Source organism: Candidatus Phyllobacterium onerii, from assembly GCF_028331445.1.
GTDB lineage: Bacteria > Pseudomonadota > Alphaproteobacteria > Rhizobiales > Rhizobiaceae > Phyllobacterium > Phyllobacterium onerii.
This window is the reverse complement of sequence record NZ_JAQMHX010000024.1, coordinates 1-24,827: the sequence shown is the minus strand read 5'-3', so window position 1 is coordinate 24,827 and position 24,827 is coordinate 1. Positions and strand designations below refer to the sequence as shown.

20 protein-coding genes and 1 tRNA gene are annotated in these 24,827 nt (G+C 57.1%); 16 read left to right on the top strand and 5 right to left on the bottom strand.

Annotation, left to right across the window (positions count from 1 at the left end; genetic code table 11):
• Positions 1-207 precede the first annotated feature (207 nt).
• The 4 genes from gltS to PHA01_RS27670 form a co-directional block, all read right to left on the bottom strand.
• Positions 208-1,404: a sodium/glutamate symporter gene (gltS, locus tag PHA01_RS27685; protein WP_271899480.1), complete on the bottom strand. Its 1,197-nt coding sequence runs from the start codon at positions 1,402-1,404 to the stop codon at positions 208-210.
• Between the two features lie 23 nt (positions 1,405-1,427).
• Positions 1,428-4,508 carry an efflux RND transporter permease subunit gene (locus tag PHA01_RS27680; protein WP_271899479.1) on the bottom strand — a complete coding sequence of 1,027 codons (3,081 nt, stop codon included), beginning with the start codon at positions 4,506-4,508 and terminating at the stop codon, positions 1,428-1,430.
• Complete coding sequence (locus PHA01_RS27675; RefSeq protein WP_271899478.1) at positions 4,505-5,617, bottom strand: efflux RND transporter periplasmic adaptor subunit; 1,113 nt, start codon at positions 5,615-5,617, stop codon at positions 4,505-4,507. The genes PHA01_RS27680 and PHA01_RS27675 overlap by 4 nt, the downstream gene beginning before the upstream one ends.
• A gap of 241 nt (positions 5,618-5,858) precedes the next feature.
• Entirely contained in the window at positions 5,859-7,445 is a 1,587-nt protein-coding gene (locus PHA01_RS27670) for a bactofilin family protein (protein ID WP_271899477.1), read from the bottom strand.
• 405 nt (positions 7,446-7,850) lie between these two features.
• Here PHA01_RS27670 and PHA01_RS27665 point away from each other — a divergent pair, with 405 nt between their 5' ends.
• Genes PHA01_RS27665 through PHA01_RS27635 form a run of 7 tightly spaced genes read left to right on the top strand, consistent with a single transcriptional unit; the run spans position 7,851 to position 13,396 of the window.
• Positions 7,851-8,384, top strand: coding sequence for a Na+/H+ antiporter subunit E (locus PHA01_RS27665; protein WP_271899476.1), 534 nt, complete (start codon positions 7,851-7,853; stop codon positions 8,382-8,384).
• Positions 8,377-8,637, top strand: coding sequence for an MrpF/PhaF family protein (locus PHA01_RS27660; RefSeq protein ID WP_271899475.1), 261 nt, complete (start codon positions 8,377-8,379; stop codon positions 8,635-8,637). Before PHA01_RS27665 ends, PHA01_RS27660 begins: the two co-directional genes overlap by 8 nt.
• A gap of 4 nt (positions 8,638-8,641) precedes the next feature.
• Positions 8,642-8,887, top strand: a complete 246-nt coding sequence (locus tag PHA01_RS27655) for a hydrogenase subunit MbhD domain-containing protein (RefSeq protein WP_112530998.1) — start codon at positions 8,642-8,644, stop codon at positions 8,885-8,887.
• Positions 8,884-9,231, top strand: a complete 348-nt coding sequence (mnhG, locus tag PHA01_RS27650; protein WP_271899474.1) for a monovalent cation/H(+) antiporter subunit G — start codon at positions 8,884-8,886, stop codon at positions 9,229-9,231. Before PHA01_RS27655 ends, mnhG begins: the two co-directional genes overlap by 4 nt.
• The gene (locus PHA01_RS27645; protein ID WP_271899473.1) at positions 9,228-9,926 is read left to right on the top strand and encodes a Na(+)/H(+) antiporter subunit B; all 699 of its coding nucleotides are present in this window, start codon (positions 9,228-9,230) and stop codon (positions 9,924-9,926) included. Before mnhG ends, PHA01_RS27645 begins: the two co-directional genes overlap by 4 nt.
• 21 nt (positions 9,927-9,947) lie before the next feature.
• Entirely contained in the window at positions 9,948-10,316 is a 369-nt protein-coding gene (locus PHA01_RS27640) for a sodium:proton antiporter (RefSeq protein WP_224506401.1), read from the top strand.
• The gene (locus PHA01_RS27635) at positions 10,310-13,396 is read left to right on the top strand and encodes a proton-conducting transporter transmembrane domain-containing protein (RefSeq protein ID WP_271899472.1); all 3,087 of its coding nucleotides are present in this window, start codon (positions 10,310-10,312) and stop codon (positions 13,394-13,396) included. Before PHA01_RS27640 ends, PHA01_RS27635 begins: the two co-directional genes overlap by 7 nt.
• A 190-nt stretch (positions 13,397-13,586) precedes the next feature.
• On the opposite strand, the gene PHA01_RS27630 is transcribed toward PHA01_RS27635, so the two are convergent.
• Positions 13,587-13,676 (bottom strand) — tRNA-Ser (locus PHA01_RS27630).
• 244 nt (positions 13,677-13,920) lie between these two features.
• Between PHA01_RS27630 and PHA01_RS27625 the strand changes: the two genes are divergently transcribed.
• From PHA01_RS27625 to PHA01_RS27585, 9 genes are all read left to right on the top strand, one after another.
• A complete protein-coding gene (locus PHA01_RS27625) occupies positions 13,921-16,368 on the top strand; it encodes a mechanosensitive ion channel family protein (RefSeq protein WP_271899471.1) in 2,448 nt (815 codons plus the stop codon).
• Between the two features lie 301 nt (positions 16,369-16,669).
• Positions 16,670-17,923 (top strand): septal ring lytic transglycosylase RlpA family protein, encoded by a 1,254-nt coding sequence (locus PHA01_RS27620; protein ID WP_417021058.1) that lies wholly within the window; start codon positions 16,670-16,672, stop codon positions 17,921-17,923.
• Between the two features lie 61 nt (positions 17,924-17,984).
• Positions 17,985-19,121 carry a D-alanyl-D-alanine carboxypeptidase family protein gene (locus tag PHA01_RS27615; RefSeq protein ID WP_417021057.1) on the top strand — a complete coding sequence of 379 codons (1,137 nt, stop codon included), beginning with the start codon at positions 17,985-17,987 and terminating at the stop codon, positions 19,119-19,121.
• A gap of 86 nt (positions 19,122-19,207) precedes the next feature.
• A complete protein-coding gene (gene tmk, locus PHA01_RS27610; protein WP_271899468.1) occupies positions 19,208-19,879 on the top strand; it encodes a dTMP kinase in 672 nt (223 codons plus the stop codon).
• Positions 19,876-20,934: a DNA polymerase III subunit delta' gene (locus tag PHA01_RS27605; protein WP_271899467.1), complete on the top strand. Its 1,059-nt coding sequence runs from the start codon at positions 19,876-19,878 to the stop codon at positions 20,932-20,934. Before tmk ends, PHA01_RS27605 begins: the two co-directional genes overlap by 4 nt.
• A 12-nt stretch (positions 20,935-20,946) precedes the next feature.
• The gene (metG, locus tag PHA01_RS27600) at positions 20,947-22,578 is read left to right on the top strand and encodes a methionine--tRNA ligase (RefSeq protein WP_271899466.1); all 1,632 of its coding nucleotides are present in this window, start codon (positions 20,947-20,949) and stop codon (positions 22,576-22,578) included.
• Between the two features lie 4 nt (positions 22,579-22,582).
• Positions 22,583-23,383: a TatD family hydrolase gene (locus PHA01_RS27595; RefSeq protein ID WP_271899465.1), complete on the top strand. Its 801-nt coding sequence runs from the start codon at positions 22,583-22,585 to the stop codon at positions 23,381-23,383.
• Complete coding sequence (locus PHA01_RS27590; RefSeq protein ID WP_417021056.1) at positions 23,376-24,185, top strand: MBL fold metallo-hydrolase; 810 nt, start codon at positions 23,376-23,378, stop codon at positions 24,183-24,185. Before PHA01_RS27595 ends, PHA01_RS27590 begins: the two co-directional genes overlap by 8 nt.
• Entirely contained in the window at positions 24,182-24,652 is a 471-nt protein-coding gene (locus tag PHA01_RS27585) for a YbaK/EbsC family protein (RefSeq protein ID WP_271899463.1), read from the top strand. Before PHA01_RS27590 ends, PHA01_RS27585 begins: the two co-directional genes overlap by 4 nt.
• Positions 24,653-24,827 lie beyond the last annotated feature (175 nt).

The window sequence follows — 24,827 nt, the reverse complement described above, 5'->3', positions numbered from 1 at the left end:
TCGACTTCACAAGTGTGGCACAACCATTGCGGTCTGTTCAGTACGTAACTGTTACGAAACAAGTTGCACAAACGGTGGCCTCTCTACCTGAAGGTGTTCGAAATTAGGTCGAAGTTCTGTCGGAATTGTCAAAAGCCTTTGCCGACAGCAACACGGCAATCCACTTCGCCACGGAGGATTTCTCGCAGTAGATGGTGCTAATCCTGCTCAATTGACGAGAAAGCCGATCGCGAACGCATTTGCGATATCGATAAAAAAAGCAGACACCAGTGGTAGGATAATGAAGGCCATCGGTGCCGCGCCGTGCAGTTTGGTAATGGCAGTCATATTGGCGATGGCAGTCGGCGTTGCCCCAAGGCTTATGCCACTGAAGCCGCCGGCAATCACCGCGGCGTCGTAGTTGCGACCCATCAGCGGGAATACAACGAAGAGTATGTAGGCAATCGCTGCAATCGTCTGGAGCGCGAGGATCAGAAGCAGCGACGGCCCAAGCCCTCCGAGAGTCCAGAGTTGCATGCTCATCAGCGACATTGCAAGAAAGATGCTCAGCGAAAGGTCGGAAACAAGGGCCAACGCGCGCGTCCGCGTCGGCCAGAACAGGGACGGCATGATCCGCGGAACGACGTTGGTCAAGACGATGGCAGACAGGAGGCAGGCGACGAAGAGGGGTAGACGAAATCCCAAATCAGCCAATAGCTCATCGACCGTGTAGCCGATAAGGACCGCAACGTTGAGGACGAGGATAGTGCGCAGCAGCGTGATATGGTTGAGGTCGTCATTCATGGCGTCGTCATCCCCTAATCCAATCGAAGGGGCGGCGTCAGGACCTTTAAGCCGATAGCGCGCAATCAAGAGACCAGCGACTGGCCCACCGACAAGACTTGCAATGACAAGACCCAGAGTTGCCGCCGCCACGCCAATCTCCATCGCGTTGGTGAGGCCGAAACGCTCGGCAAGAATCGGGGCCCACGCAATTGTCGTGCCATGTCCGCCGATCAAGGACGCTGAGCCGACAAGAACGGTCATGCCTTCGGGCATTCCTAGGGCGGCGGTGCTTCCGGCGGCGATAAGATTCTGGATGACGAGATAGATCAGCGTCAGTCCAAGCAGGATCAGCAGCGGCTTGCCACCGGCGATCAGATCGGCAAGGCGAGCGTTGAGGCCGATGCCGGTAAAAAAGTAGAGGAGCAACAGGTCGCGCGCCGCGAGGTCAAACGAGATCGCAATTCCCAGGACGCGATAGGCGAGAAGGGTCGTCAGAGCTGCGAGCAAACCGCCGGTCACGGCTTCCGGAATGTTCCATTGCCGCAGCGCCGCGATCCGGCCGTTCAGCCCAGCGCCGATAAAGAAAACGACGATCGCTATCGTCAGACTGACAAAACCTGGAAACTCGATACTCGTCACTGGCGATCGAACCTCATCTGGAGCTATGCCGGATTATGTGAAACGGGCCGCATGGTAGCGGCACTGCTGGTCGGTTCCTTGACACGGAATGCGGCCACATAGAGGGCTGGCAGGAAGACGAGAGTCAGCACCGTTGCAACGAGCAGGCCGCCCATGATCGCGATCGCCATTGGCCCCCAGAAAATGGTCCATGCTATCGGTATCATGCCGAGAACAGTGGATATCGCGGTCAGCATGATGGGACGGAAGCGCGATACGGTGGCATCGATCACCGCGTTCCATACCTCAGTCCCCTTGGCCCGCTCTGTTTCGATCTGTTCGATCAGGATCACAGCGTTCTTTGCGATCAGCCCGAGCAGCGACAAAATACCGAGAATGGCGACGAAGCCCAAAGGCCTGTTGAAGATGAAGAGCGAACCGACAACACCGATGAGCCCCATCGGGACAACGCTCAGCACCAGAAACAGGCGGCTGAAACTCTTCAGCTGGATCATGAGAATAGTGATCATCAGGAACAGCATGATCGGGACCACGGCGATGACCGAAGCCTGCGACTTGGCGCTTTCCTCGACCGTTCCGCCCGGCACGATCCGATAAGGACCGGTCAGGCTTGCGTCGAGCTTCTCGATCTCCGGTTCGAGTTCCTGAACGATGGCTTCCGGCGAAGACCCGGCTGTGACATCCGCTTGCACGGTGAGCGTTGGAACGCGGTCGCGGCGCCAGATCACGGGAAATTCCTGATCGACCTCGAATGTGGCGAACTGGCTGAGCGGCACGGTCCGGCCATTGGCGAGCGGGAACTGCAGCGTGCGCAGATTGTCGAGTGATACGCGCTGTTCATCGGTCGATCGGACGACGACATCGATCAGATAGATATCATCGCGCACTTGCGTCACGGCTGTTCCGGACACCACTGTGTTCAGGGCGGTGGCCAATGCCTGGGAACTTAGGCCCAACAGGCGCGCCTGATCCTGGTCTATATGAACCCGTATCGTGCGTGCCGGTTCGATCCAATCGAAATTAATGCGCTTCAGCTGCGAATTGCCGCCGAGCATCTGCGCCAGGCGCTGGGCGATAGCGCGGACCTCGTGCGGATCGGGACCACTGACGCGGTACTGCACCGGCCAGCCAACCGGTGGCCCGAGTTCGAGCAGCGAGACGCGTGAAATGGCACTCGGGACCTTTTCCGCCAGTTCCTCTTCCAGTCGCGCGCGCAGCCTCTCGCGGCCGGGAACATCCTTTGCAACGACAACCGCTTGCGAGAAGAACTCATTCGGCAGTTCGACGTTAAGCGGCAAATAGAAACGTATGGCTCCGCGCCCGACATTGGTACTCCAATGGGCAACATCGGGATCGTCCTTCAGAAGCGCGTCGAGCTGGTCGGAGGCTTTCTGACTTGCTGCGATCGACGCATTTTGGGGCAGCCTTATATCGACGAGTAGCTCGGGCCGATCTGAGGATGGAAAGAATTGGCGTGGCACGAATGGAAGCGCGAGCAGCGCTAGCACGAAACATGCAAGCGTCAGGCCGATTGTCAGCCAACGCATACGCAGCGCGCCAAGGAGCAGGCTGCGGAAGAAGCGAAGAACGATGGAAGGTCTTCCAGGTTCGGCCTTATCCGGCTTCTTGAGCAGGGCTACACCGAGGAGGGGCGAGAAAATCACCGCCCCGAGCCAGGAAACGACGAGGGCGATACTGACAACTGCGAAGATCGAGAATGTGTATTCGCCTGCGGAACTCTGCGCAAATCCGATCGGAACGAAACCCGTTGCGGTCACGAGGGTGCCGGTCAACATGGCGGCTGCCAGCGTCCTGAACGTAAAACTCGCCGCCTCTTCCTTTTCGTCGCCGAGTGCGAGCCGCGTCGTCATGGAATCCACTGTTGTCATCGCGTCGTCCACTAGGAGGCTGAGCGCGATGATCAGGGCGCCTAGAGACACACGCTGCAGATCTATCCCGAAAATCTGCATGACCGCGAACACCATCGCCAGAGACAGTGGAATGGCGAGAGCAACAACGGTGCCCGCACGGATACCGAGGCTGATGAAACTGACGGCCATGATGATGAGGATTGCCTGCCAGAGCGACGTGGTGAATTCGCCGATGGCATCATCGACGACCTGCGGCTGATTGGCGACGAGCGTAGTGTCAATGCCGATCGGCAGATCCGCAGTGATCTCCTGCATCGCCGCCGTGATGTTGCGGCCCAATGCCAGAATATCGCCGCCCTCACGCATGGAAATCGCAAGGCCCATGGCGGGCTTGCCATTAACACGAAACATCGGCTGCGGCGGATCTGCGTAGGCCCGGTGGATTTCGGCGATGTCGCGCAGCCGGACGAGCCTGCCGTTTGCCACAAAGTTGAGATTCTGGAGATCCTCTTCCGAATCGAAAGCTCCGCTTACACGCAGCGTCAGCCTTTCGTCCGAAGTGCGCAAAGTGCCCGAAGGGCTGACCACATTCTGTGCCTGGAGCGCTGCGATCACGGCGGCCCTATCGATGCCGAGACCGGCGAGCTGTTCCGTGGAGAATTCGATGAATATTCTTTCCGGCTGAGCTCCAAGCACGTCGATTTTGGAAACATCTGGCACATGCAGCAAGTGCGAGCGGGCGTCATCAACGTAGTCTGCAAGTTCGCGCTGGGTGAAACCATCCGCGGTGAAGCCGTATATGATGCCGAATGTATCGCCGAAATCGTCGTCGAAGCCGGGCCCCACGATGCCCGCTGGTAACGTCGGTCTAATGTCCCCGATGCTCTTGCGCACTTGATACCAGACGTCAGGGACCTCCGCCGACGTCGTTGCATCCTTGAGGTTCACGAAGATGGTTGTCACGCCAGCATTGGTAAAGCTCCGCAGAAAATCCACTTCAGGTATCTCCTGAAGCTTGCGTTCCAGCCGTTCGGTAACCTGTTTCAGCGTGTCATCAAGGGTCGCGCCCGGCCAGGCAGCCCTGACGACCATCGTCTTGATGGTAAACGCCGGGTCCTCGTTGCGACCGAGATTGATGAAAGCGGCCGCGCCGGCCACGACGACCGCAATCATCCCGTAGATCACGAGTGAGCGGCTTTTCAGTGCCCATGCTGACAGATTGAAGCCGTTCATTGGGTTGACCCAAGCAATCGAACTTCCTGGCCATCATGCAAGGCCTGAACGCCGGCGGTCACGACGACCTCGCCGGGGTTGAGGCCCTGGGCAATGACGACCGTGGCTGGATCAAAGCGAAGCACTTCGACGTTGCGTGTCGACACGGTTTTTTTGTCCTGATCCACGATCCAGACTGCAGGCTGCCGGTTGAAATTGGTCAATGCGGTGGCGGGTATTGCGATCTCCGGCGACGAAGCGAGTGTCACACGTCCGATAACTGTCGACCCGAGTCGCATGACCTCCGGCGTATCGCTCAGGCCGACGCGCACCCGGAACGTCCTTGTAGTCGGATCGGCTTGGGGTGCCACCTCGCGAACCCGTCCTGTAGCTTTGACCGCAGGATCGTCGGTCAGGGTGACCTCTATGATAGCCGCCTCCGGAGCCTGCCGCAGCAGCTGTGCCGGTACATCGAAAACGGCGTCACGGCCATCCTGTCGGGCGACCTGGAGGACCATCTGCCCCGCCTGAACAACTTCGCCCGGCTCGGCACCAACGGCGGTGACGCTGCCGGCGGCATCCGCGTGCAATTCCGTGAAGCCCACGCGATCCTCGGCATTGTCCAACAGGGCTTGCGAACTGTCGACCTGGGACTGCGACGCACGCATGGCCTGTTGTGCGGCATCAAATTGGGCGCGTGTCGTAAAACCCTGCCGCAATAGCGTTTCCTGTCTTCCAAACGCGTTACGCGTCTTGACTAGCTGCCCTTCGGCAGCAACCAGGTTGGCCTGTGCGGTGCGGAGTGCACTGATCTCATTTTGGGGGTCGAGTTTCGCGAGGATTTGTCCTGGCTCGACCTGATCGCCAACGTTGACCAAGCGTTCGATCACACGCCCGCCAAGCCGAAACGCGAAGGAAACCTGGTTCTCAGCCTCGACATGGCCGGTGAGGCTGACGCTGTCGCCAAGCTTGCTGTGGTCGACCGTAATGGTCCGCACAGGGCGGATGAGCGGGGCGGGTTCCTTTGTCTCCTCCCGACATCCGGCAAGCGTCGTGGCTGCCATCAAAAGACCAAACAGCGCGCCAAACGCACGCACCCTTCGCATCGACCTATTCACTAAAACCAGCATCCTCAGCACTCCGGGAAGCTCAATTAAATGGGATAAAGCTTATCTGAGAGGCACTTCGACTATAACGTCTGTCTATGGTTTGTGATTGGTCAGAAATCCCAAATGGGCGCTTGGAATCCCAATTCCAGCGGGAACCCAAGAGATGGCCCGTGGCGGCACGCATGTGCTGTTAGTGCCGCATTCCCTTGATATCGACGTTTTGACATGCTGGCGAAGCAATTGCCCATGCAGTTGCATCGACTTACTTCGACTTGACCAGCCCGGAAAACCCGGCGACTGCAAGCAGGCTCAAGGCCCAGCCAACAACCGACTGAAAGAAATAGTATTTCAGGATGAATTGGCCATTGGGTTTTGTGGGATCCGGCCGCCAGTATTCCTTCTGGCCGATGGACAGCACCGGCAACAGGACATCCAATGAATACATGAGCGGGTTGAACTCCGGGTAGCTAGCTGCTTCTGGCTGGTTGAGGAAGCAGGAAAGCTGATTTTCTCCAGTCGCCGCGCGTCCAGCGAAAGTCTGACCGCTCGAGGGCATGTAGCGGCTCTCGGTCTGCTGCAGACCGCACGTGGTCCATTCAAGGGAACGGAGGATGACCGGGCTGTTCGGCTTGATGGCACCATTTTTCTGGGCGAACGCGAACACGCCGATGCCGATCGCCCAAAACAGGATCAGCCACAACAGCGCGAGGAGAGGCTGGCGGCCATAGCGAAGGGTTATGGCCAATATACCATCCGTTGTGGCAAGAGCGACGCGCAGCGCCGGGTTCTTTGCGCGCGCCCGCCGTGCGCGCCTCTGCAGCCGTTCCTTGGTGATCAGGACGGCGCGGGCATCTTCGTCGTGACCCATTTCCCGCAGCACGGTCGAAAGCTGCTCGTAGGGTTGCGGCCAGAAATCCGCGCTCCATCGTTCAGGCGTCTGACGAGATAGCCAATCGAGCCTGCTTGCCGCGTCGACGGGCCCGCCGATGAACGCGCCATACTGGCAACGGTTCAGTAGCAGATCACCCATCTTTGGCCAGCTTGCCTGTTCGTCATCAATCGCTCCGATCGACGTGGCCGTCAGGTCGAGCGTACCTTCAACCGAAGCACCTTGTCGCAGGAAGAATGCACCATCGACGATTGCACGATTGAGCCTCAATGCGTAGCCGCCAGGCTGCGATAGCGTCGCCGATGTGCAATCGATGTCTCCACCAAAGCGGGCACCCAGCAGGCGGGCCTCGCCGACGATGGTTGCCCCTCGCATGGCGAGGTCACCGCCCGCGACAATGGCATCCCCGTTCAGGGCGACTTCGCCGGGACGCTCGACATGTGCGCCGACGGCGTTGAGGTCACCGCCAAGTCGGACGCCCGAAAAATTAATGCCCCCGCGGACGTCTGCGCCGCGCAACAGGATCGCACCACGAACCTCCAATCCGCCGGCGTCGAGGACAATGCCTGCGGGCGAGACGATGGATGCGCCGTCTATCTCGATGTTACCACCGATGCGTGCCCCGGAGAGACGGATTTCTCCAGTGATAGTCGCGCCGCGGAAGGATAGACCCCCACGCGCTTCGAGACGATCAGCCTGCATGCCGGGCATGGCCGAACCGTCCAGAAAGAGGTTGTCGATGATGGCCGAGCGCAGGATCGGCGAAGCTTCGAAGTGGCAGTCCTTGAGACCAATGTCGCGTGGAATCCGGCAACCTTCGAGGTCGAGAATACCGGACACCCAAGCGCCGCTTAGCCTCAGCCCCTTTTCGTGCAAATGATATTCGCTATTCCCGAGGATGAGGAAGCGCAATAGAGTCGCGCGCACGATGCGCGCTGGATCCTCCTGCTCCGGGCGCAAGCCATCTCCAAGCCTGTCGAAATCTCCCAAACTCAGATGCGCAACGACCTTGGCTTCTGCGGCACTGAGTGGTTGGAAACCAGCGAGGCTGGAGCCAACGGAGATTTCAGGTTCCGTTTTCGGAGGGTTCTCGATGTTGTCATTTCCCTAATCGCATGGCCAGTGTGTGGCCAGTGAAATACATTAACTTCCCACAGAAGCACTGTGATTGGCATTGAGTCCCAAATCTTTGCTTTAGATACCATTCGTCCAAACAAAAAAGGCTTTCAACCAAATAAAAACGAAGGATAGTCAACAAATTGGAAGCACTTTTCCGGAACTTTAGCTTATAGTAGAGCCGGTTATATAGAGACCGCTTCCGCCAGTCGGATGGATCATCTCGATTGTCTACAAAGGCCGCTTTAAATGCCATCAGACCGTCAGACCGATGATAGTAGCGTTTCGCGTTCGGCGCTCGGCTCGATCAGTCTTTGGCTGCTGTTGTTTTCGCTTTGGCTGATCCTGAATTCGAGTCTCGCTCTTCCCATCGTGGTAACTGGCGCGGTGATTGCACTGGTTGTCGATTGGATTTTCATGCGGCGCAGCGGCACATGGTGGAACGTCCTGCTGACACCGCGAAGCGTCCTCCATTTCATCGCCTATACAGGCGTGTTTTTTTTAGAGTTGGTGAAGGCCAACCTGAACATGCTGCGATACGTCTATTCTCCACGCATCGACATTCATCCCGGTATCGTCAGGATCAATATTCGGCTCAAATCGCCGATCGGAAGACTGGCCCTTGCCAATTCGATCGCACTCACGCCGGGCTCACTCGTCATGGCGATAAAGGGCGATGCCCTGTTTATTCACTGGCTCGACGTCAAAACTCTCGATCCCGAGATCGCGACCGAAATGATCGCAGGGCCATTCGAGAAACACTTGGGAGAGGTCTTTGGCTGACATTATCCTGCAGATAGCCGGTGCAATGATTTTTATGGGCATCGCCTGCGGTGTGGTGCGGCTTGTCATCGGCAGGACCATCGTCGACAGGATCGTTGCGATCGACATGCTCACGGTGATCTCAATTTCGCTCATAGCGCTCTACGCCCATCTATCCGGTCGTTTCGTCTATATCGATGTTGCGCTGGTCTATGGGTTGCTGAGCTTCCTGGCCGTGCTTGCCATTGCGCGCTTCCTCGAACGGAGATCCTAGCGCCATGTTGGAACTCCTCGTCATCCTGGTTTGCGCCGGCATCCTGGTGAGTGGTGTGCTGGCAGTGTGTCTCGGCAATCTGCTGGCCGCGATGATCAGCGCCGGCCTCGCGAGCCTCTTTGCTGCTGTGTCATATGTTCTGCTGGCTGCACCTGATGTCGCGATGGCAGAGGCGGCAATCGGCTCGGGACTGGCAACTCTGATCTTCCTCTACACGATGCGAAGGACCGGCAGCGGGAGGGAGCCATGATGGAACTGATAGGCAGCCTGGTGATCCTGGCGGGCGCTTTCTTTCTTTTTTCGGCTGGGCTCGGACTCCTGCGCATGCCGGATGCCTTTACCCGCATCCAGGCGGGCACCAAGGCGTCGACTCTGGGGAATATTTTGGTACTGGTCGGACTGGGCATCTATCACCCCGATTGGAGCGCCAAGCTGCTCATCGTCGCCTATTTCGTGCTGATGACCAATCCATTGTCATCGCATGCCCTGTCGCGTGCCGCCCATGCAATCGGAACGCCCATGGCTGCCTCTACCATAACCGATGCATTGCGCGACGCGGAGAATGCACACAAGGAGGAGGGCGACGCAGGATGAAACGTGTATTTGCCATCGTCGCCGTGCTGATGTTCGCGGCAATCTTCTTTGGCCTGGTTAGGGGGTATAGCGAACGCCAGACGAGATCGCCGCTTGCCGAATACTACCTCACGCAGGTTCCGCGCGAACTCGGTGCGCCGAATGTCGTGACAGGGATACTTATCACCTATCGCGGCTTCGACACGCTGGGGGAGGTGGCAGTGCTTTTCATGGTGGCGGCGAGCGTTGGCGTGCTCCTTGCCAGCAAGTCTGGCGAAAACACGCAGGTCACGAATGCGGCGAGTATCGACGAGAGCGAGCCGAGCGAACTGGTCCGTACCGGCGCCGAGGTCATACTGCCGCTTATCTTCCTGTTCGGCGCTTATGTCATCATGAACGGGCATCTTTCGGCCGGTGGTGGGTTTCAGGGTGGTGCGGTGGTGGCGTCTGGTGTCATGCTGCTGATGCTGGCGAGCCCCGCAACCCAATTGCATCACGGTTTCCTGAGTGTGACGGAATCGCTCGCCGGCGTCCTTTACGTATCGATCGGAATTCTCGGTATTGTTTTTGCCGACGGTTTTCTTGATAGCCACATTCTGCCACTCGGAACATTTGGAACGCTGTTGAGTGCTGGGGCAATTCCGCTGATATCGGCCTTGCTTGGCATCAAGGTTGGAGCCGAGCTCAGTGTCGTCATCGATCGGTTCCGGCGCTGATATGACGGGCGAGGTGGGTTGATGGGTCTACCGGTTTCGCAGATATTGCTGGTCACGGGATTTTGCCTGATCCTGATCGGCCTTGCGGGAATTTTCGTCCATCGCAACATTCTGCGCATCATTATCGGTTTTTCGCTGATCGACACCGGCATCCACGTTGTCATGGTGGCAACGGGCTACGTCACTGGCGGCACCGCGCCAATCATCGACGCGGCATTGGACAAGGCCAACGCTGCGACGAACGCCGTCGATCCCATCCCTTCGGCGCTGGTCGTCACAGCCATCGTCATCGGCTTTTCAGTAACCGCGATCATGCTGTCATTCGCAATACGCCTTTACGATGCCAGGAAGACGCTCGACATCGACGCCTTCACGGAGTCGAAATGGTAGAAGCCCTGATGCACCCGTTGAACATCTTTCTGTTCGGCCTTGGGGGCAGCTTTCTCATCCCGCTGCTGTATCGCATCGCCAAACCGTTGCCGGCGGTGATCTTTGTTCTTGCGCTCGCCGGTATAGTTGCCGTTTCGGGTGCCTGCCTGTGGGCGGTTTACCACGGGCAACCGGTGTTGGAGAGCTTCACGGCCGGCAGTGCGCCGCCATATTCGATCAATCTCCGCGTTGGGCCCTGGGAGGGTGTGTGTGCTTTCAGCGTCAATATCGTCGCGCTGCTGGCCGCCTGGCATCTTTGGGATCGGCTACGTCAAAACTATGCGGCGCTATTGCTGTTTCTGCTTTTGATCATGGGCGTCAACGGTATGGTGATGACCCGTGATCTGTTCAACCTTTTTGTGTTCCTCGAAATTGTATCGATAGCGACGTACGGTCTCCTCGGCTTCGATGGTACACCGGCAGCGCTAGCCGCCGGCTTCAAGTACATCCTGGCGACCGTGCTTGCCTCGACCTTTTTCCTGCTGGGGACGGCTCTGCTCTATCACGTAACGGGAACGCTCAACATTGACGATATGATCGTCCACCGCGCGATGATAGCCGGACCGATCGGAACAACGGCGTTGCTGCTTGTATTGTCCTGCCTCATCATCGAACTGAAGCCCTTTCCGGCCAACGGCTGGGGGCTGGATGTCTATCAGTCAGCCTCGAGCGGTGTTGCAGCACTGGTTTCCGGGGCAGTGTCGGCGGGCGTATTCTTTGCACTTTTCAAACTGCTTCCGCTGTTCGAAAACTACCTTACCCTTATCGCAGTGTCGGGCGGGATAACGTTCCTGTTCTCCAATCTTGCCGGACTGCGCCAGACGAACGTTCAGCGCATGCTTGGCTATTCGTCGATCGCGCAAATGGGCCTTCTCACCTTGGCGCTTGCGCTAATGCGACAGCCTGGTGCCGATGCGTCAATGCCGCTCGTCGTCGGCGGGCTGTTCGTCAATCACCTTTTGGCGAAGGCTGGCCTGTTCTTCCTGGCAGGCGCCGTCAATCGTCCGCAGGTCGACGACTGGTCCGCACTCGCCGGACGTCCGCTAATAATGCTCATCTTCGCCATTCTGCTCGTCGCCATTGCCGGTCTGCCGCCTTTTCCGGGTTTCTGGTCGAAATGGGAACTCGTGATTCGCGTCGCAGCGGCTGGGCACTTTGGGTGGATCGCCGTTATTCTGATCGGATCGCTGCTCGAGATTGCGTACATGTTCCGCTGGTTCAATCAAGCGACACGCGCGGCTCCGGAACAAGGCAGCCTCGATGCGCCACTTGGCCGCCTTCTGGCTGCTGGTTTGTGTGCAGTGTTTCTCTGCGTTTCGGGCTACGTAGCGGCTGATCTTTCAGGAGCGGCCTCGCTATGGATATTCGCACCGCTCGGTGCCGCGGCCTTTCTGTGCTTATTCGACTGGCTTCCCGGGCGGCTCAAATCAATGCTCATGCTCATACTGGTGCTTCTGCTTGGCATCTGGATCGTTGGTCCGGTCGAGGGCATCAGCCGCCTGTTCGCGGTGCTTCTCCTTTCAGGCGGGCTGGTTGTCGCGTCGGCCAGCTCCTATCGCGCGGACTCGCGGCCCGGCTACTATCCGCTGATGGCGTTGCTGCTCCTGTCCATTGCGGCACTCCTGCGTACCAGGACGAGCCTAGAATTCTTCTTCAGCTGGGAGATGATTACGCTCTCTTCCTATTTCTTGATTGCGCATGCGCGCAGCGCCTATCCCTATGCGTTGCCATTCCTGTTGTTCTCGATTGCATCGGCCTTTTGTCTTCTCGCAGGCTTTGCCATGGCCGCCGCCGCCAATGGCACGATTGACCTTGCTGCATTCGGAGCTGCAGGGAAGGATGCCTGGCCGGCATTTGTATTGCTGGCCGTGGGTTTTCTCATCAAGGCGGGGGCTGCGGGTGTCCATATCTGGCTCCCCGGCGCTTATGCGGAGGCCGATGATGACCTCTCGGCAATGTTGTCGGCCGTGGTCAGCAAGGTCGCGATTTTTGGCCTGTTCTCGGTCACGTATCTCGCCATCCGCTCGGAAATTGGCCTCGACATGGCGCATGTGATGGGTTGGGTCGGCCTGTTGACGACGTTGCTCGGTGCGGCATTTGCGCTGCGGCAAACCGACATGAAGCGGATGCTTGCCTATTCGAGCATGAGTCAACTCGGTTACATTGTGACCGCCATCGCGCTTATGAGTCATCTTGGCTGGGTCACGGCGTTCTATCTCGTTGCCAACCACCTCATGGTGAAGGGCATATTGTTCCTTGCAGTTGCCGGCGTCATCCTGCGGACCGGAACACGGCTACTTGGAGAGAATGGTGGACTGGTCCGCAACATGCCCTTCACCTTCGCTGCGGTCGCCACGGCCCTGATATCGATGTCCGGCCTACCGCCACTCGCGGGGTTCGGTGGCAAGTGGCTGCTTCTCAGTGCCATGGTGGAAAAGGGCTGGTACGGGCTCGCGGCATTGGCCGTTCTCGCAACCTTCGTCGGCTTTCTCTACATGTTTCGTTTGGCCTACGCAGTTTTTCTAGGAGAACGGAAAGCCCGATTCGAGGCAATTGCGGAGGCGCCGCTCGCACTTCTTGTACCGCAATATGTCCTGATCATCGCCATCTTCGCTCTAACATTCTTCCCGAAACTGTTCATGGACCCCGTATCCGCAGCTATCGACCCTGCATTCGCATCAACGTTGGTTTGGGATGGCATGTCGCTGGAAACGATTTACGGATATTGGAATCCCATACCTGTCATGGCCATTACCGTCGCGATCGCAATGGTTCTCTTTTTCGTTGTCTGGCTGCGTTATATTTACGGCTATCGGCGTGCGCCGACGACCGGCGTTACGGTCTTTTACGCATTTTACCAACCCGTCCTCTCGCGCTTGTCGAGGCCTGTCGCTATAGCATTCTGGCGCGGTATATCGGATTTGACGCTGAGCGCTGCCGGCTCGGTTCGACAGATCTATACGGGCGATGGCCAGACCTATTGCCTCTATGTTCTATGGTACGTCATTGCCGTTTACGTGACCGGCACACTTGTTCGCTAGTCGTAATGCAATCGGCAGAGTTGATTGGCTGGGGTGCTAAAATTTTTCTTTAGTGCGATGAAAATCGTGCCGCCTATCTCAGATAAACTGCAAAGCGCCCTAAATGCGGGGAGTTTTTTGTTGGGGGGTAGGTAGTTCAAGTTATCTTAATTTTGTAGGTAATTGATAACGAAGAAAAATTTATGTGAAGTGGCGGAGGGGGTGGGATTCGAACCCACGGTAGGCTCTCACCTACGCCGGTTTTCAAGACCGGTGCCTTAAACCGCTCGGCCACCCCTCCAACCTGCTGAAACGTTTGATATCCAATGTTTTGGCGAAGGCCAAAAGAATGCTACGAACGCTGTGCGCGGTCTATATAGCCTTTCGAATTGCGGCGTCAACCTCGTCGTCAGTGTCCAGCTAACGGCAGTTCAAACTACCAGTCCGGTAGTCTGTCTGGCCTTATAAAGCGTAAAATGCCTTGATTGTGCCGATATGAACAGGCAATCGTGCCCTGAAAACTGTTTTTACATGGATTTGACCCCGTGATTCCTTCCTTCGTCCGCCAGATACTTCTGGCGATTTCTACGGTTTTGATTCTCGCTGGTGCGGTAAATTCGACTGCCGCGCAGACGCCTGCGCCTGCGCAAGCACTCGCCACGGGCATTGTTGCGGAACAGCGGCCTGCAATCGATGCCGTGAAGAAGCAAATCGCAGACTATGTCCAACAAATGGAGAAGGCCGACACCGACGCAGCATTGGCGGATTTGCGCCTCAATCTGGAGGCCAGCGCCAAAAAACTGCTGGACATCGGCGTATCGTTCAGGCCGCGCGTCACGGAAATCAATTCGCGGCTGGATCAACTCGGTCCTCCACCACCCCAAGGCCAGCCACCGGAAGCGCAGATCGTCACCGATGAGCGGGCGAAGCTAATGACCGAGAAAGCCGAAATCAATGCCGTCCTGGGCGAGACCGAGGATCAGTTGATCGCGGCTAACCGGATGATTGAGCGAACGGTGGATGCACGGCGCGAACTGTTCACCAACACGCTTTCGCAGCGCGTCAACATCAATTATTCGCTCGGTAGCGAAGTCGCCGACGCCTACGGCCAGGAAATACGAACCATGAATCAGGTGGTTACATCCTGGTGGCGCTTCGTCGTTTCCTTCAAATGGCAATCCATGCTGGCGGCAGCCTTTTTTGCCGCGATTGCAGCGCTCGTTTTGCTGATAGGTGGTCAGCGGACACTCGGCCATCTCTATCTGCGTGATGCGACTATTGAATCGCCATCCTATCTCAGCCGTCTCGCTGTCGCGTTCTGGTCCACGCTCATGCGATCGTTGACGGTGGTTGTCTTCCTTGTCACAACATACTTATTTCTTAATTATTTCAACGTGTTGCGACCAGATATTGCATCACTGATCTATATGCTCTTTTGCGTCATTGGCATCGTGTATTTTGTCCACGCGCTCGCGCAGGCGGTGATCTGTCCGGGCGCACCCAACTGGCGTCTGGTGCGCATAGCGCCGCGACCAGGCCGGATCCTGATGGTACTGATCACGGCCACAGCAACGATCACCGGGCTCGACTACATCGCCGATACGGTCAATCAGATCGCTGGTTCGCCATTGTCATTGACCGTTGCGAAGAGTCTCTTTGCCACCGTTCTGATGGGCCTCCTCATCATCGCCATGGCGTCATTGAGGCCGCTGGAAGACGAAGAGACCGGGAATATCAAGCCTTGGCCAAGGGCCATGCGGCTCTTCCTCTACACGATCGGTCTTGTGCCTATCGTCGCGGCGCTTCTCGGTTATATCGGACTGGCACGCTTCGTGTCGCAGCAGATTGTTATCAATGGCGCCGTGGTCGTCACGATGTACCTGGGCTTCCTGACGGCTCGCGCGGTATCCGATGAGAATGCACTGACGGGGACCAAGCTTGGACGGGCGGTGCAGACCCGTTTTGGTTTGGATGAGACTGCCCTCGACCAGCTCGGTCTGGTGTTGAGTATCGTCATCAATATCTTCGTTGTAGCGCTGGGAATTCCGATAATCCTTCTGCTGTGGGGATTCCAATGGAGCGAAATGTCGGCCTGGTTCGTAGCGATCGCGACGGGTTTCCAGATCGGTTCGGTTAACATTTCGCTGGTTTCGATTGCAATCGGCGTTCTGTTGTTCGCGCTGTTCTACGGATTTACGCGCTGGTTCCAGGGCTGGCTCGACAATCGTGTCATGGCACGCGGCAGGCTCGATTCAGGTGTACGCAATTCGATCCGCACCGCTGTTGGCTATCTTGGCCTCGGCATTGCGGGCGTCATCGGCATTTCGGCGGCGGGCATTAATCTTTCCAGCCTGGCATTGGTCGCCGGCGGTCTATCACTTGGTATCGGTTTCGGCATGCAGGCGATCGTCTCGAACTTTGTTTCAGGTCTTATCTTGCTTGCGGAACGTCCCTTCAAGGTCGGCGACTGGATCGAGACCGGCGGCGTCGGCGGTATTGTCAAGAAGATCAGCGTCCGGGCAACGGAGGTTGAAACCTTCCAGCGCCAGTCCCTCATCATTCCAAATTCATCCTTCATCAACGGCAGTGTCGGCAACTGGACGCATCGCAACAAACTCGGCCGCGTCGACATCCCGATCGGCGTTTCGCATAAGGTCGACCCCCGCCGTGTGCATGCCATCCTGATGGAGATTGCCCGCGGTCATCCGCTTGTCTTGAAGAACCCGGAACCGTTTGTCGCGTTCAGTGCAATCAGCGAGTCAGTCATGCAATTCGAGATGCGCGTCCATCTCGCGGATCTATCCAACTCCGGCACTGTTCAGAACGAAATCCGATTCACATTGATCGACCGTTTTGCGGAGGAGGGGATCGAGATTCCGTACCCGCAACGGGATGTGAATCTGCATCTCGAAGATGCCGAGTCCATTGTCGAGATGCTGACCGACCGGGTAAGAGACAAGCTCGCCGGCGAAACAAAGAAGATCAAACACTGAACAACTCATAGTATGAGTCCGTCGAACACAAAAAGTGAACCAACCCGAAACACATACCGCTGGTGGCGTTTAAGAACGCGATAATAGAGAGCGGCGGCCAGATATTGTTAAGCTGGTATCAACCTATCGGTGGTATTTATACAGTTGGTGCAGCTGCCATGATGGGTCTCGGGGTTGCGCCAGCATTCTGATCTGTCTATCAAATTACAAAATCCTTGGGGGCGGCCCACGCGGCCGGCGGTTTGCATTGTCAAAAGCCAAAGCTTTTCGCGTTGTGGGAGTAGTTGCAGTGGGCGCCCTGATGGCAGCCTGTGCATCGTCGCCGCAGATCAAAGTCGCCAAGCGAACCCATGGCAAGGAATATTTCGCCGAGGCAGAATATGGTGTGAAAGCCAGTCCGCGCGTCGTCACCGATTTCCGCAACATGCCACGCGGCGGGGGGCGCAACCAGACCGGCCGCCCATATCAGGTTGCAGGTAAATGGTATTATCCCAGGGAAGAGCCGGGTTATGTCCGCAAGGGCAGGGCTTCCTGGTATGGCTCCGCCTTCCATGGCCGCCTGACCGCCAATGGCGAAGTGTACGACATGAATCACCTCTCGGCCGCGCATCCGACGATGCCTTTGCCGAGCTACGCCCGTGTTACCAACCTGACCAATGGCAGTTCGGTTATCGTCCGCGTCAATGATCGCGGCCCCTACCACAGCAATCGCCTGATCGATCTTTCACAACGTGCAGCGCAGGTCCTCGACTATCATGATACCGGCACAGCCAATGTGAAAGTCGAATATGTCGGGCGTGCACCACTGGAAGGGCGCGATGATAATTTCCTGATGGCTTCCTACCGCGGTCCCGGCGCACCGGATCCGATTGGGCAGCCAGCTTCGGGCGTGATGATCGCCATGAATGGGCCGACGCCGACGCGGCATGCACCTGTCGCCATTCCAGGCATGGCGCAGCCTGAGCCAACCGGTATCCAGGTGGCGAGCCTCAGTAGCCAACCGATGTCCCTGAACGGTCAGGCAGCTCAGCTTGCAGCACCACAGCAGGCGATGGCTCCCGTGGACGATTCAGGACTTTCCTTCAACATGGACATCGTTCCGGTTCTACCGCTGATCGGGCCCTATATCGATGACAAGCCCACGATCCTTATTGGCTCGCTCAAGGGTGGCAAGCAGGTGTCTCCATTCGTCAGCTCCTACGCCAGCGAGCGCGTCGCAAGTGCGAACAGCACCGTGCAAGCCGCAAACAGCCTGCTTTCGCCAGAGGCTGTTTCGACTGCATGGAAGGGTATGAGCGACATGCCGCAAGCCGCCGGTGGTTCGGGCGAATATATCGATGTCGGCCTGTTTGCCAACAAGGCAGAAGCCCGAAGAGTGATGTCCGCGCTTGGCCCGCTTGGCAAGGTGGAACTGTCTGAAATTGCCAGCCCCGAAGGGCCTCGTATTGCTATGATCGCGCGGGCAAGCGCTGGAAAGAACGCCGACACTCTGCTTCAGGCGGCGTGGAAGGCTGGTGCCGTCGATGCATTCGTCGTCCGTGATGACGGCAATTGATATCGAACGGCTTGGACGTTCTCTGACTGCGCCACTTCGTATTCTTGCTCTTGGCGCGGCCATGACTCTCGCTTCAGCTGGCGGGACGAACGCCCAGGATGCGCTGTTTGATACCAAGGCCAAGCAGGCGTTGATGGTCGAGGACCAGACCGGCACGATCCTCTATGCAAAATCGCCTGACACACTGATCGAGCCGGCCGCGCTTGCCAAGTTGATGACCATGGAAGTGGTATTCCACGCGCTCAAGACAGGCGAGATCACGCCATCGACACAATACATGGTGAGCGAGAATGCCTGGCGAACAGGCGGCGCGCCATCGGGCGGTTCGACCATGTTTGCCAAGCTGAAATCCTACATCAGCGTTGGCGACTTGATCCAGGGGGTTATCGTCCAATCGGCCAATGATGGCTGTATTGTCCTCGCCGAGGGCATTGCCGGCTCGGAACAGAAATTCGCTGAGATGATGAACGCCCGGGCGAAGGAAATTGGCCTGAAGAGCTCAACCTTCACCAACTCGACCGGGCTACCTGATCCGAAGCAAAGGGTTTCGCTGACAGATCTCGTCACTTTGGCGCGCCACATCAAACACGAATATCCCGAATATTACCGAACCTATGCGCAGGATAATTTCACCTGGAATAATATCTTCCAGCGCAATCGCAACCCACTGCTGCGCCTCGATATCGGCGCCGACGGGATGGGTACCGGCTACACCGAACAGTCCGGCTATGGTATCGTCGGCGCTACGGAGCGGAACGGTCGGCGTTATATCGTTGCGCTGAGCGGCCTCGCTAGCGACAAGGAGCGTGCCGAGGAGTCCAAGCGCATCTTCGAATGGGCGTATCAAGCCTTCGAGGAGGCTGAAATCTTCGCTGAGGGTGAAATCGTTGGCGGGGCCAGTGTGTTTGGCGGGACCAAATCAGCTGTCGCTCTTAAAGCGCATGAGAAAATCAGTATTCTCATCCCGGTGGCCAATCGCGACCGTCTGAAGGCGCACGTTGTCTATCAAGGGCCATTGGTGGCACCGCTGAAAGCCGATCAGCCGGTCGGCACATTGCGGATATGGATCGGCGATGCACTCGTCCAGGAAACGCCGGTCTATACGTCGGAAGCAATTGAGAGTGGTGATCTGAAAAAGCGTTCGCTCGATGCGGTATTCGAATTGACGACAGGTTGGGTCCGGCGACTCGATTTCTAAGACAATCCCGCCTCGACCTTTTCTTTTGCGGAGGCTAGAACCATCTACATCAGACAGTGACTCCGCATCGAAAGACAACTGGTGGCGTGCAAGGACTATTCGTAACATTTGAGGGCGGCGAGGGCGCGGGCAAATCCACACAGATTGGCCGGTTAGCGGATCATTTGCGCGCCGATGGCGATGATGTGCTGGTAACGCGCGAGCCAGGCGGTTCGCCGGGTGCGGAAGCCGTGCGCCATGTCATATTGAGCGGCGCCGCCGAACCTTTCGGCCCGGCCATGGAAGCCTTGCTGTTTGCCGCGGCGCGCAACGACCATGTGGAGCAAGTCATACGTCAAGCGCTGAAGGTTGGCCAGATGGTGCTTTGCGACCGCTACATCGACTCCAGTCGCGTCTATCAGGGTGTGACCGGCAATCTCGATCCGGATTTGATGCGCGCTATTGAACGCGCCGCCATCCACGGTCTCATGCCGGATATGACGATCATCCTTGACTTGCCCGCCGAGGTCGGTCTGCAACGCGCCCATGCACGGCGTGGGGCAGCGACTGCCGACCGCTTCGAGAAGGAAACAATCGATCTGCACCGCAAGCGCCGTGACGCCTATCTTGCCATCGCGACTGCAGAACCCGAGCGCTGCAAAGTGATCGCTGCAAATCGCCCGGCCGATGAGATTGCAGCTGACATCGCCGCACTGGTCGACGGGTTGAAGACCAGCCGCGGCCTGAAGACGAAGCAAGGCATCGAGGTGGCGAAATGAGCGACACCACCCTCGACGTGCCGGCAACCCACGATACTATCGATGGTGTTCCTGCACCTTCGGCCAATCCCGCATTGTTCGGTCACGCCGGGATAAGGTCTTTTCTCGCGCAATCCTATCAGTCGGGCCAGATGCATCACGCGCTATTGCTCGAGGGTCCACAGGGTGTCGGAAAGGCAACTCTGGCGTTCCACCTAGCTGGTCACATGTTGCGATATCCTGCGGAACGCGAGGCACCACTGACGCTTGCAGAGCCGAATTTCACAGTTGCGCCTTACCGGCAACTTGCGAGCGGAACACATCTGTCCGTGCTGCATATCAGCCGCCCGATAGATGCCAAGACGGGCAAGTTCAAGACAGGCATCACGGTTGATGAGATCAGGCGCGTCGCGCATTTCCTCAACAGGACCTCCCATGATGGCGCGTGGCGTATCGTCGTTGTTGATCCTGCAGATGACATGAACCGCAATGCGGCCAATGCGTTACTGAAGACTCTTGAGGAGCCGCCGCAGCGAACCCTGTTCATTCTGATCTCGCATTCTTCCGGCCGGTTATTACCGACAATCCGCTCCCGTTGCCAATCGATCCGTTTTGAACCGCTTGAACGCCAGGACCTGCTCGCTGCTCTGTCGGCAATCAGGCTCGATACCGAACAATTGCCCGACGCGGATTCGCTCATCGCCCATGCGGACGGCAGTGTTCGGAAAGCTGCCTTGTTGCTGGCATTTGGAGGGCTGGAAATTTCGGGGGCAACCGATGCTATCCTGAGCAATCCTGTGTTCGACGTGCCCAAAGCCCACGCACTGGCAACGGCGCTGTCCGGACGCGACGCCGAGATCCAGTACGATCTTTTCCTCGATGATCTTTTGGGGCGCATTGCAGTGAAGGCGCGGCTTAGCGCAGAGCAGGGCGATGTTTCGCAGGCGAACCGCTGGTCCGGTATCTGGCAGGACATGCAGAACGAGGCGAGGGAAGCCGCTGCTTTCAATCTCGACCGCAAGCAGACCGTTCTTATTTTCCTGGAGAGAATGCACCGCGCTCTATCGGGCAGATAGAGGTCTGCCGGTATGGCAATCAGGTCCGACTTGCGTTATGTCAGCCAGACGTTTTTTTCCCAAGATGCCCAAACCAAAGACGAAATCAGGTCACGCATGAGCCGCGAAACATTTTACATCACAACCGCCATTTCCTATCCAAACGGTAGCCCGCACATCGGCCATGCCTATGAGCTCATCGCGACCGATGCGATCGCGCGCTTCAATCGTCACGACGGCAAGGACGTGCTGTTCCTGAGTGGCACGGACGAACACGGCATCAAGATGCTGCAGACCGCGCGTAAAGAGGGCATTACGCCCCGCGAACTTGCCGACAGAAATGCCAAGCTTTTCCGTGACATGGGGCATCTTTTGAATGCTTCCTATGATGATTTCATTCGCACAACCGAAGAGCGGCATTATAAATCTTCGCAAGCCATCTGGCAGAAGATGGCCGATGCCGGGGACATCTACAAAGGTGGTTATGCCGGATGGTATTCCGTGCGCGATGAAGCGTATTACCAGGAAGAAGAGACGGAGCTGCGTGCCGACAATGTGCGCTATGGTCCGCAGGGAACGCCCGTGGAGTGGATTGAAGAAGAGAGTTATTTCTTCCGCCTCTCGGCCTATCAGGACCGTTTGCTGAAGCTTTATGCGGACAATCCGGGTTTCATTGGTCCGGATGAGCGGCGCAACGAGGTGGTTTCCTTCGTCAAATCAGGTCTCAGGGACCTGTCTGTGTCGCGCACAACCTTCGATTGGGGTATTCCGGTTCCGGGCGATGAAAAGCACGTCATGTATGTTTGGGTCGATGCGCTGACGAATTACATCACCGCCGCGGGCTATCCCGATGAAAACGCCGAGCGTTGGCGCTATTGGCCAGCTGACGTTCATATCATCGGCAAGGATATTATCCGCTTCCATTCGGTCTATTGGCCAGCTTTTCTATGGTCCGCTGGTATCGAACTCCCGAAGCGCGTTTTCGGCCATGGCTTTGTGTTCAACCGCGGCGAGAAAATGTCGAAATCGGTTGGCAACGTTATTGATCCGACTGCATTGGTGGAGCATTACGGCCTCGATCAATTGCGTTATTTCCTGCTTCGGGAAATCCCGTTCGGTCAGGATGGCAACTATAGCCATGAGGCGATCGTCAACCGGACGAACGCCGACCTCGCCAATGATCTCGGCAATCTGGCGCAGCGTTCATTGTCGATGATTGCAAAGAACTGCGATGCCAAGGTTCCACAGCCGGGCGCGTTGACCGACGCAGATAAGGCTATTCTCGATCAAGCCGTGGCGGCGCTCGATACCGCTCGCAAGGCGGTTGCCAGCCAAGCACTCCATCAGGCGCTGGCGGCGATCTTCGGTGTTGTGGCTGAAGCCAACCGTTATTTCGCCGCACAGGAGCCGTGGGCGCTCAAGAAAACCGATCCGGCACGCATGGAAACGGTTCTCTATGTGACGGCAGAAGTGATCCGCCGTGTCGGCATTCTTTGTCAGCCATTCATGCCGGGATCAGCGGCCAAGCTGCTCGATATCCTTGCCGTGCCGGCGGACAAGCGGGATTTTGCCGATCTGAGGGCTAGCGAATTGATACCTGGCACCGATCTCCCGGCACCGCAGCCGATCTTCCCGCGCTACGTCGAAGCAGAAAAAGCAGACTAGTTCCATGCTTGTCGATAGTCATTGCCACCTGGATTTTGCGGATTTTACCGAGGAACGGGATGCCATCGTTCAGCGGGCGGCGGATCATAACATCACGCGGCTGGTAACGATTTGCACACGCGTCCGGCGCTTCGGCGATATCATAAAGATCGCGGAGCAGTATGACAGCGTCTACGCATCGGTTGGAACGCACCCCAACAATGCCCATGAAGAGCTCGATGTGACGGCAGACGACCTGTTCCGCTTGTCGGAGCATCCGAAGGTGGTGGCTATCGGCGAAGCCGGACTTGACTACCATTACGACTATGCGCCTCCGGAAGCGCAAGCGCAGGGTTTCCGCACTCATATTGCCGCTTCCCGCGCCACGGGCTTGCCATTGGTCATCCACGCCCGCGCTGCCGATGATGATATGATTTCAATTCTGATGGAAGAAACAGGGAAGGGCGCCTTCCCCTTCATTTTGCACTGCTTTTCGTCCGGTGCGGAACTGGCGCGAGTGGGCGTAGACCTCGGCGGTTATGTGTCGTTCTCCGGTATTCTGACATTCAAGAATTCACCTGAGATACGCGAAATCGCCAAAAACGTGCCGCGAGATCGGCTCCTGGTTGAAACAGATGCGCCATATCTCGCGCCGATGCCGCATCGCGGCCATCGCAACGAGCCGAGCTTTGTCCGGCATACGGCGGCTGTACTGGCCGAGACGATTGGCGTGAGTGAAGACGAGATCGGCAGAATAACAACCGACAACGTGTTCCGCCTGTTTACCAAGATGCCAAGGCCAAGTGCTGGAACCACAAATGCCTGATCGCTTGCGCTTCACCATTCTTGGTTGCGGCTCGTCTCCGGGCACGCCACGCATCAATGGCGATTGGGGCAGTTGCGATCCGAGCGAGCCGAAGAACAAGCGCCGGCGTGCAGCCATGTTGATTGAGCGTATCGCGCATCATGGCGGTGTGACGACTGTGATCATCGACACGGGACCGGATTTTCGCTCACAAATGATCGATTTCGGTTCCGGAAAGCTCGACGCGGTTGTCTATACACATGCGCATGCTGACCATATCCATGGTCTGGACGATCTGCGCACATTCGTCATCGATCGCCGCGACTTGGTGGACATCTATGCTGATGCGATGACACAGCGGCGCTTGATGGAAGGTTTTGGCTATTGCTTCAAAACCCCCGAAGGTTCGAGTTATCCGCCAATCCTGCGGCCGCACGAGATTGTTCATCACGAAGCTTTTGAGATCGACGGGCCGGGCGGCGCGATACGCTTCCTGCCGCTGCCGCAGATCCATGGCGATATTCTTTCTCTAGCGTTCCGAATTGCCGATGTGGCCTATTGCTCGGATGTCAGCGCATTTCCCGATACGACCGCAGCACAACTCTTCGATCTCGATACATTGGTCATCGATGCGCTGCAATACAGAACGCATCCAAGCCATTTTTCACTAAATGAATCAATAGAATGGATTGGAAAGCTCAAGCCGCGTCGAGCCATTTTGACCCATATGCACATACCACTGGATTATGGAACTGTGCTGCGCGAGACTCCGGACAATGTCGAGCCTGCCTATGATGGTTTGTCGTTCGAGGTCGAGCTATGAGCAAAAGCGTCGAGCGTGTCCGTCAGGCGGCTCGTGCGGCTGGTCTTGATATCGAAATTCGCCAAATGTCCGATTCGACCCATACGGCAGAAGCTGCGGCGATCCAGTGCGGCGTCACCGTGGCGCAGATCGTCAAATCCTTGATTTTCCAAGGCGCTGACACGCAGAACCTTTATTTGTTTCTTGTTTCGGGTCCACGCAAGCTGGACCTTATCAAAGCTGCCAGGCTGACCGGCGAGGCATTGCACAGGGCTGATCCCAAATATATCCGCAAGGAAACCGGCTTTGCCATTGGCGGTGTTTCACCATTGGGACATCTGATCGACATCAAGACTTATGCCGATGAAAGCCTGATGCAGTTCGATGTGGTGTGGGCTGCAGCAGGAGGCACCAACTTCGTTTTCCCCAGCGAACCAAAGGCATTGGCCAAAGCTGCCAAGGCGCAAATTGCCGATATTACAGGCTGAATTGCCCGTTTGCCCACAATCAGCAGTTCCATAATCTATCTTATGTGATCTTTGGGACCCATGGGGGTGTAAGCGCAAAGTTAAAATGTCCTGTTTCTGCAAAGTAGAAATGTCGCTGTGTCACCTTCTCGTTCATCGCAACGAGATTCGGGAAGCAGATTTTGGGATGGATTTT

Bases quoted from the DNA above. Each gene is read 5' to 3' on its own strand.
- PHA01_RS27590 (WP_417021056.1), top strand. From the start codon at position 23,376: ATGCCTGATCGCTTGCGCTTCACCATTCTTGGTTGCGGCTCGTCTCCG.
- PHA01_RS27645 (WP_271899473.1), top strand. From the start codon at position 9,228: ATGAAACGTGTATTTGCCATCGTCGCCGTGCTGATGTTCGCGGCAATC.
- PHA01_RS27680 (WP_271899479.1), bottom strand. From the start codon at position 4,508: ATGAACGGCTTCAATCTGTCAGCATGGGCACTGAAAAGCCGCTCACTC.
- PHA01_RS27595 (WP_271899465.1), top strand. From the start codon at position 22,583: ATGCTTGTCGATAGTCATTGCCACCTGGATTTTGCGGATTTTACCGAG.
- PHA01_RS27620 (WP_417021058.1), top strand. From the start codon at position 16,670: ATGGCAGCCTGTGCATCGTCGCCGCAGATCAAAGTCGCCAAGCGAACC.
- PHA01_RS27655 (WP_112530998.1), top strand. From the start codon at position 8,642: ATGTTGGAACTCCTCGTCATCCTGGTTTGCGCCGGCATCCTGGTGAGT.
- PHA01_RS27585 (WP_271899463.1), top strand. From the start codon at position 24,182: ATGAGCAAAAGCGTCGAGCGTGTCCGTCAGGCGGCTCGTGCGGCTGGT.
- PHA01_RS27675 (WP_271899478.1), bottom strand. From the start codon at position 5,617: ATGCTGGTTTTAGTGAATAGGTCGATGCGAAGGGTGCGTGCGTTTGGC.
- PHA01_RS27665 (WP_271899476.1), top strand. From the start codon at position 7,851: ATGCCATCAGACCGTCAGACCGATGATAGTAGCGTTTCGCGTTCGGCG.
- PHA01_RS27615 (WP_417021057.1), top strand. From the start codon at position 17,985: ATGACTCTCGCTTCAGCTGGCGGGACGAACGCCCAGGATGCGCTGTTT.
- PHA01_RS27605 (WP_271899467.1), top strand. From the start codon at position 19,876: ATGAGCGACACCACCCTCGACGTGCCGGCAACCCACGATACTATCGAT.
- PHA01_RS27640 (WP_224506401.1), top strand. From the start codon at position 9,948: ATGGGTCTACCGGTTTCGCAGATATTGCTGGTCACGGGATTTTGCCTG.
- metG (WP_271899466.1), top strand. From the start codon at position 20,947: ATGGCAATCAGGTCCGACTTGCGTTATGTCAGCCAGACGTTTTTTTCC.
- PHA01_RS27635 (WP_271899472.1), top strand. From the start codon at position 10,310: ATGGTAGAAGCCCTGATGCACCCGTTGAACATCTTTCTGTTCGGCCTT.
- mnhG (WP_271899474.1), top strand. From the start codon at position 8,884: ATGATGGAACTGATAGGCAGCCTGGTGATCCTGGCGGGCGCTTTCTTT.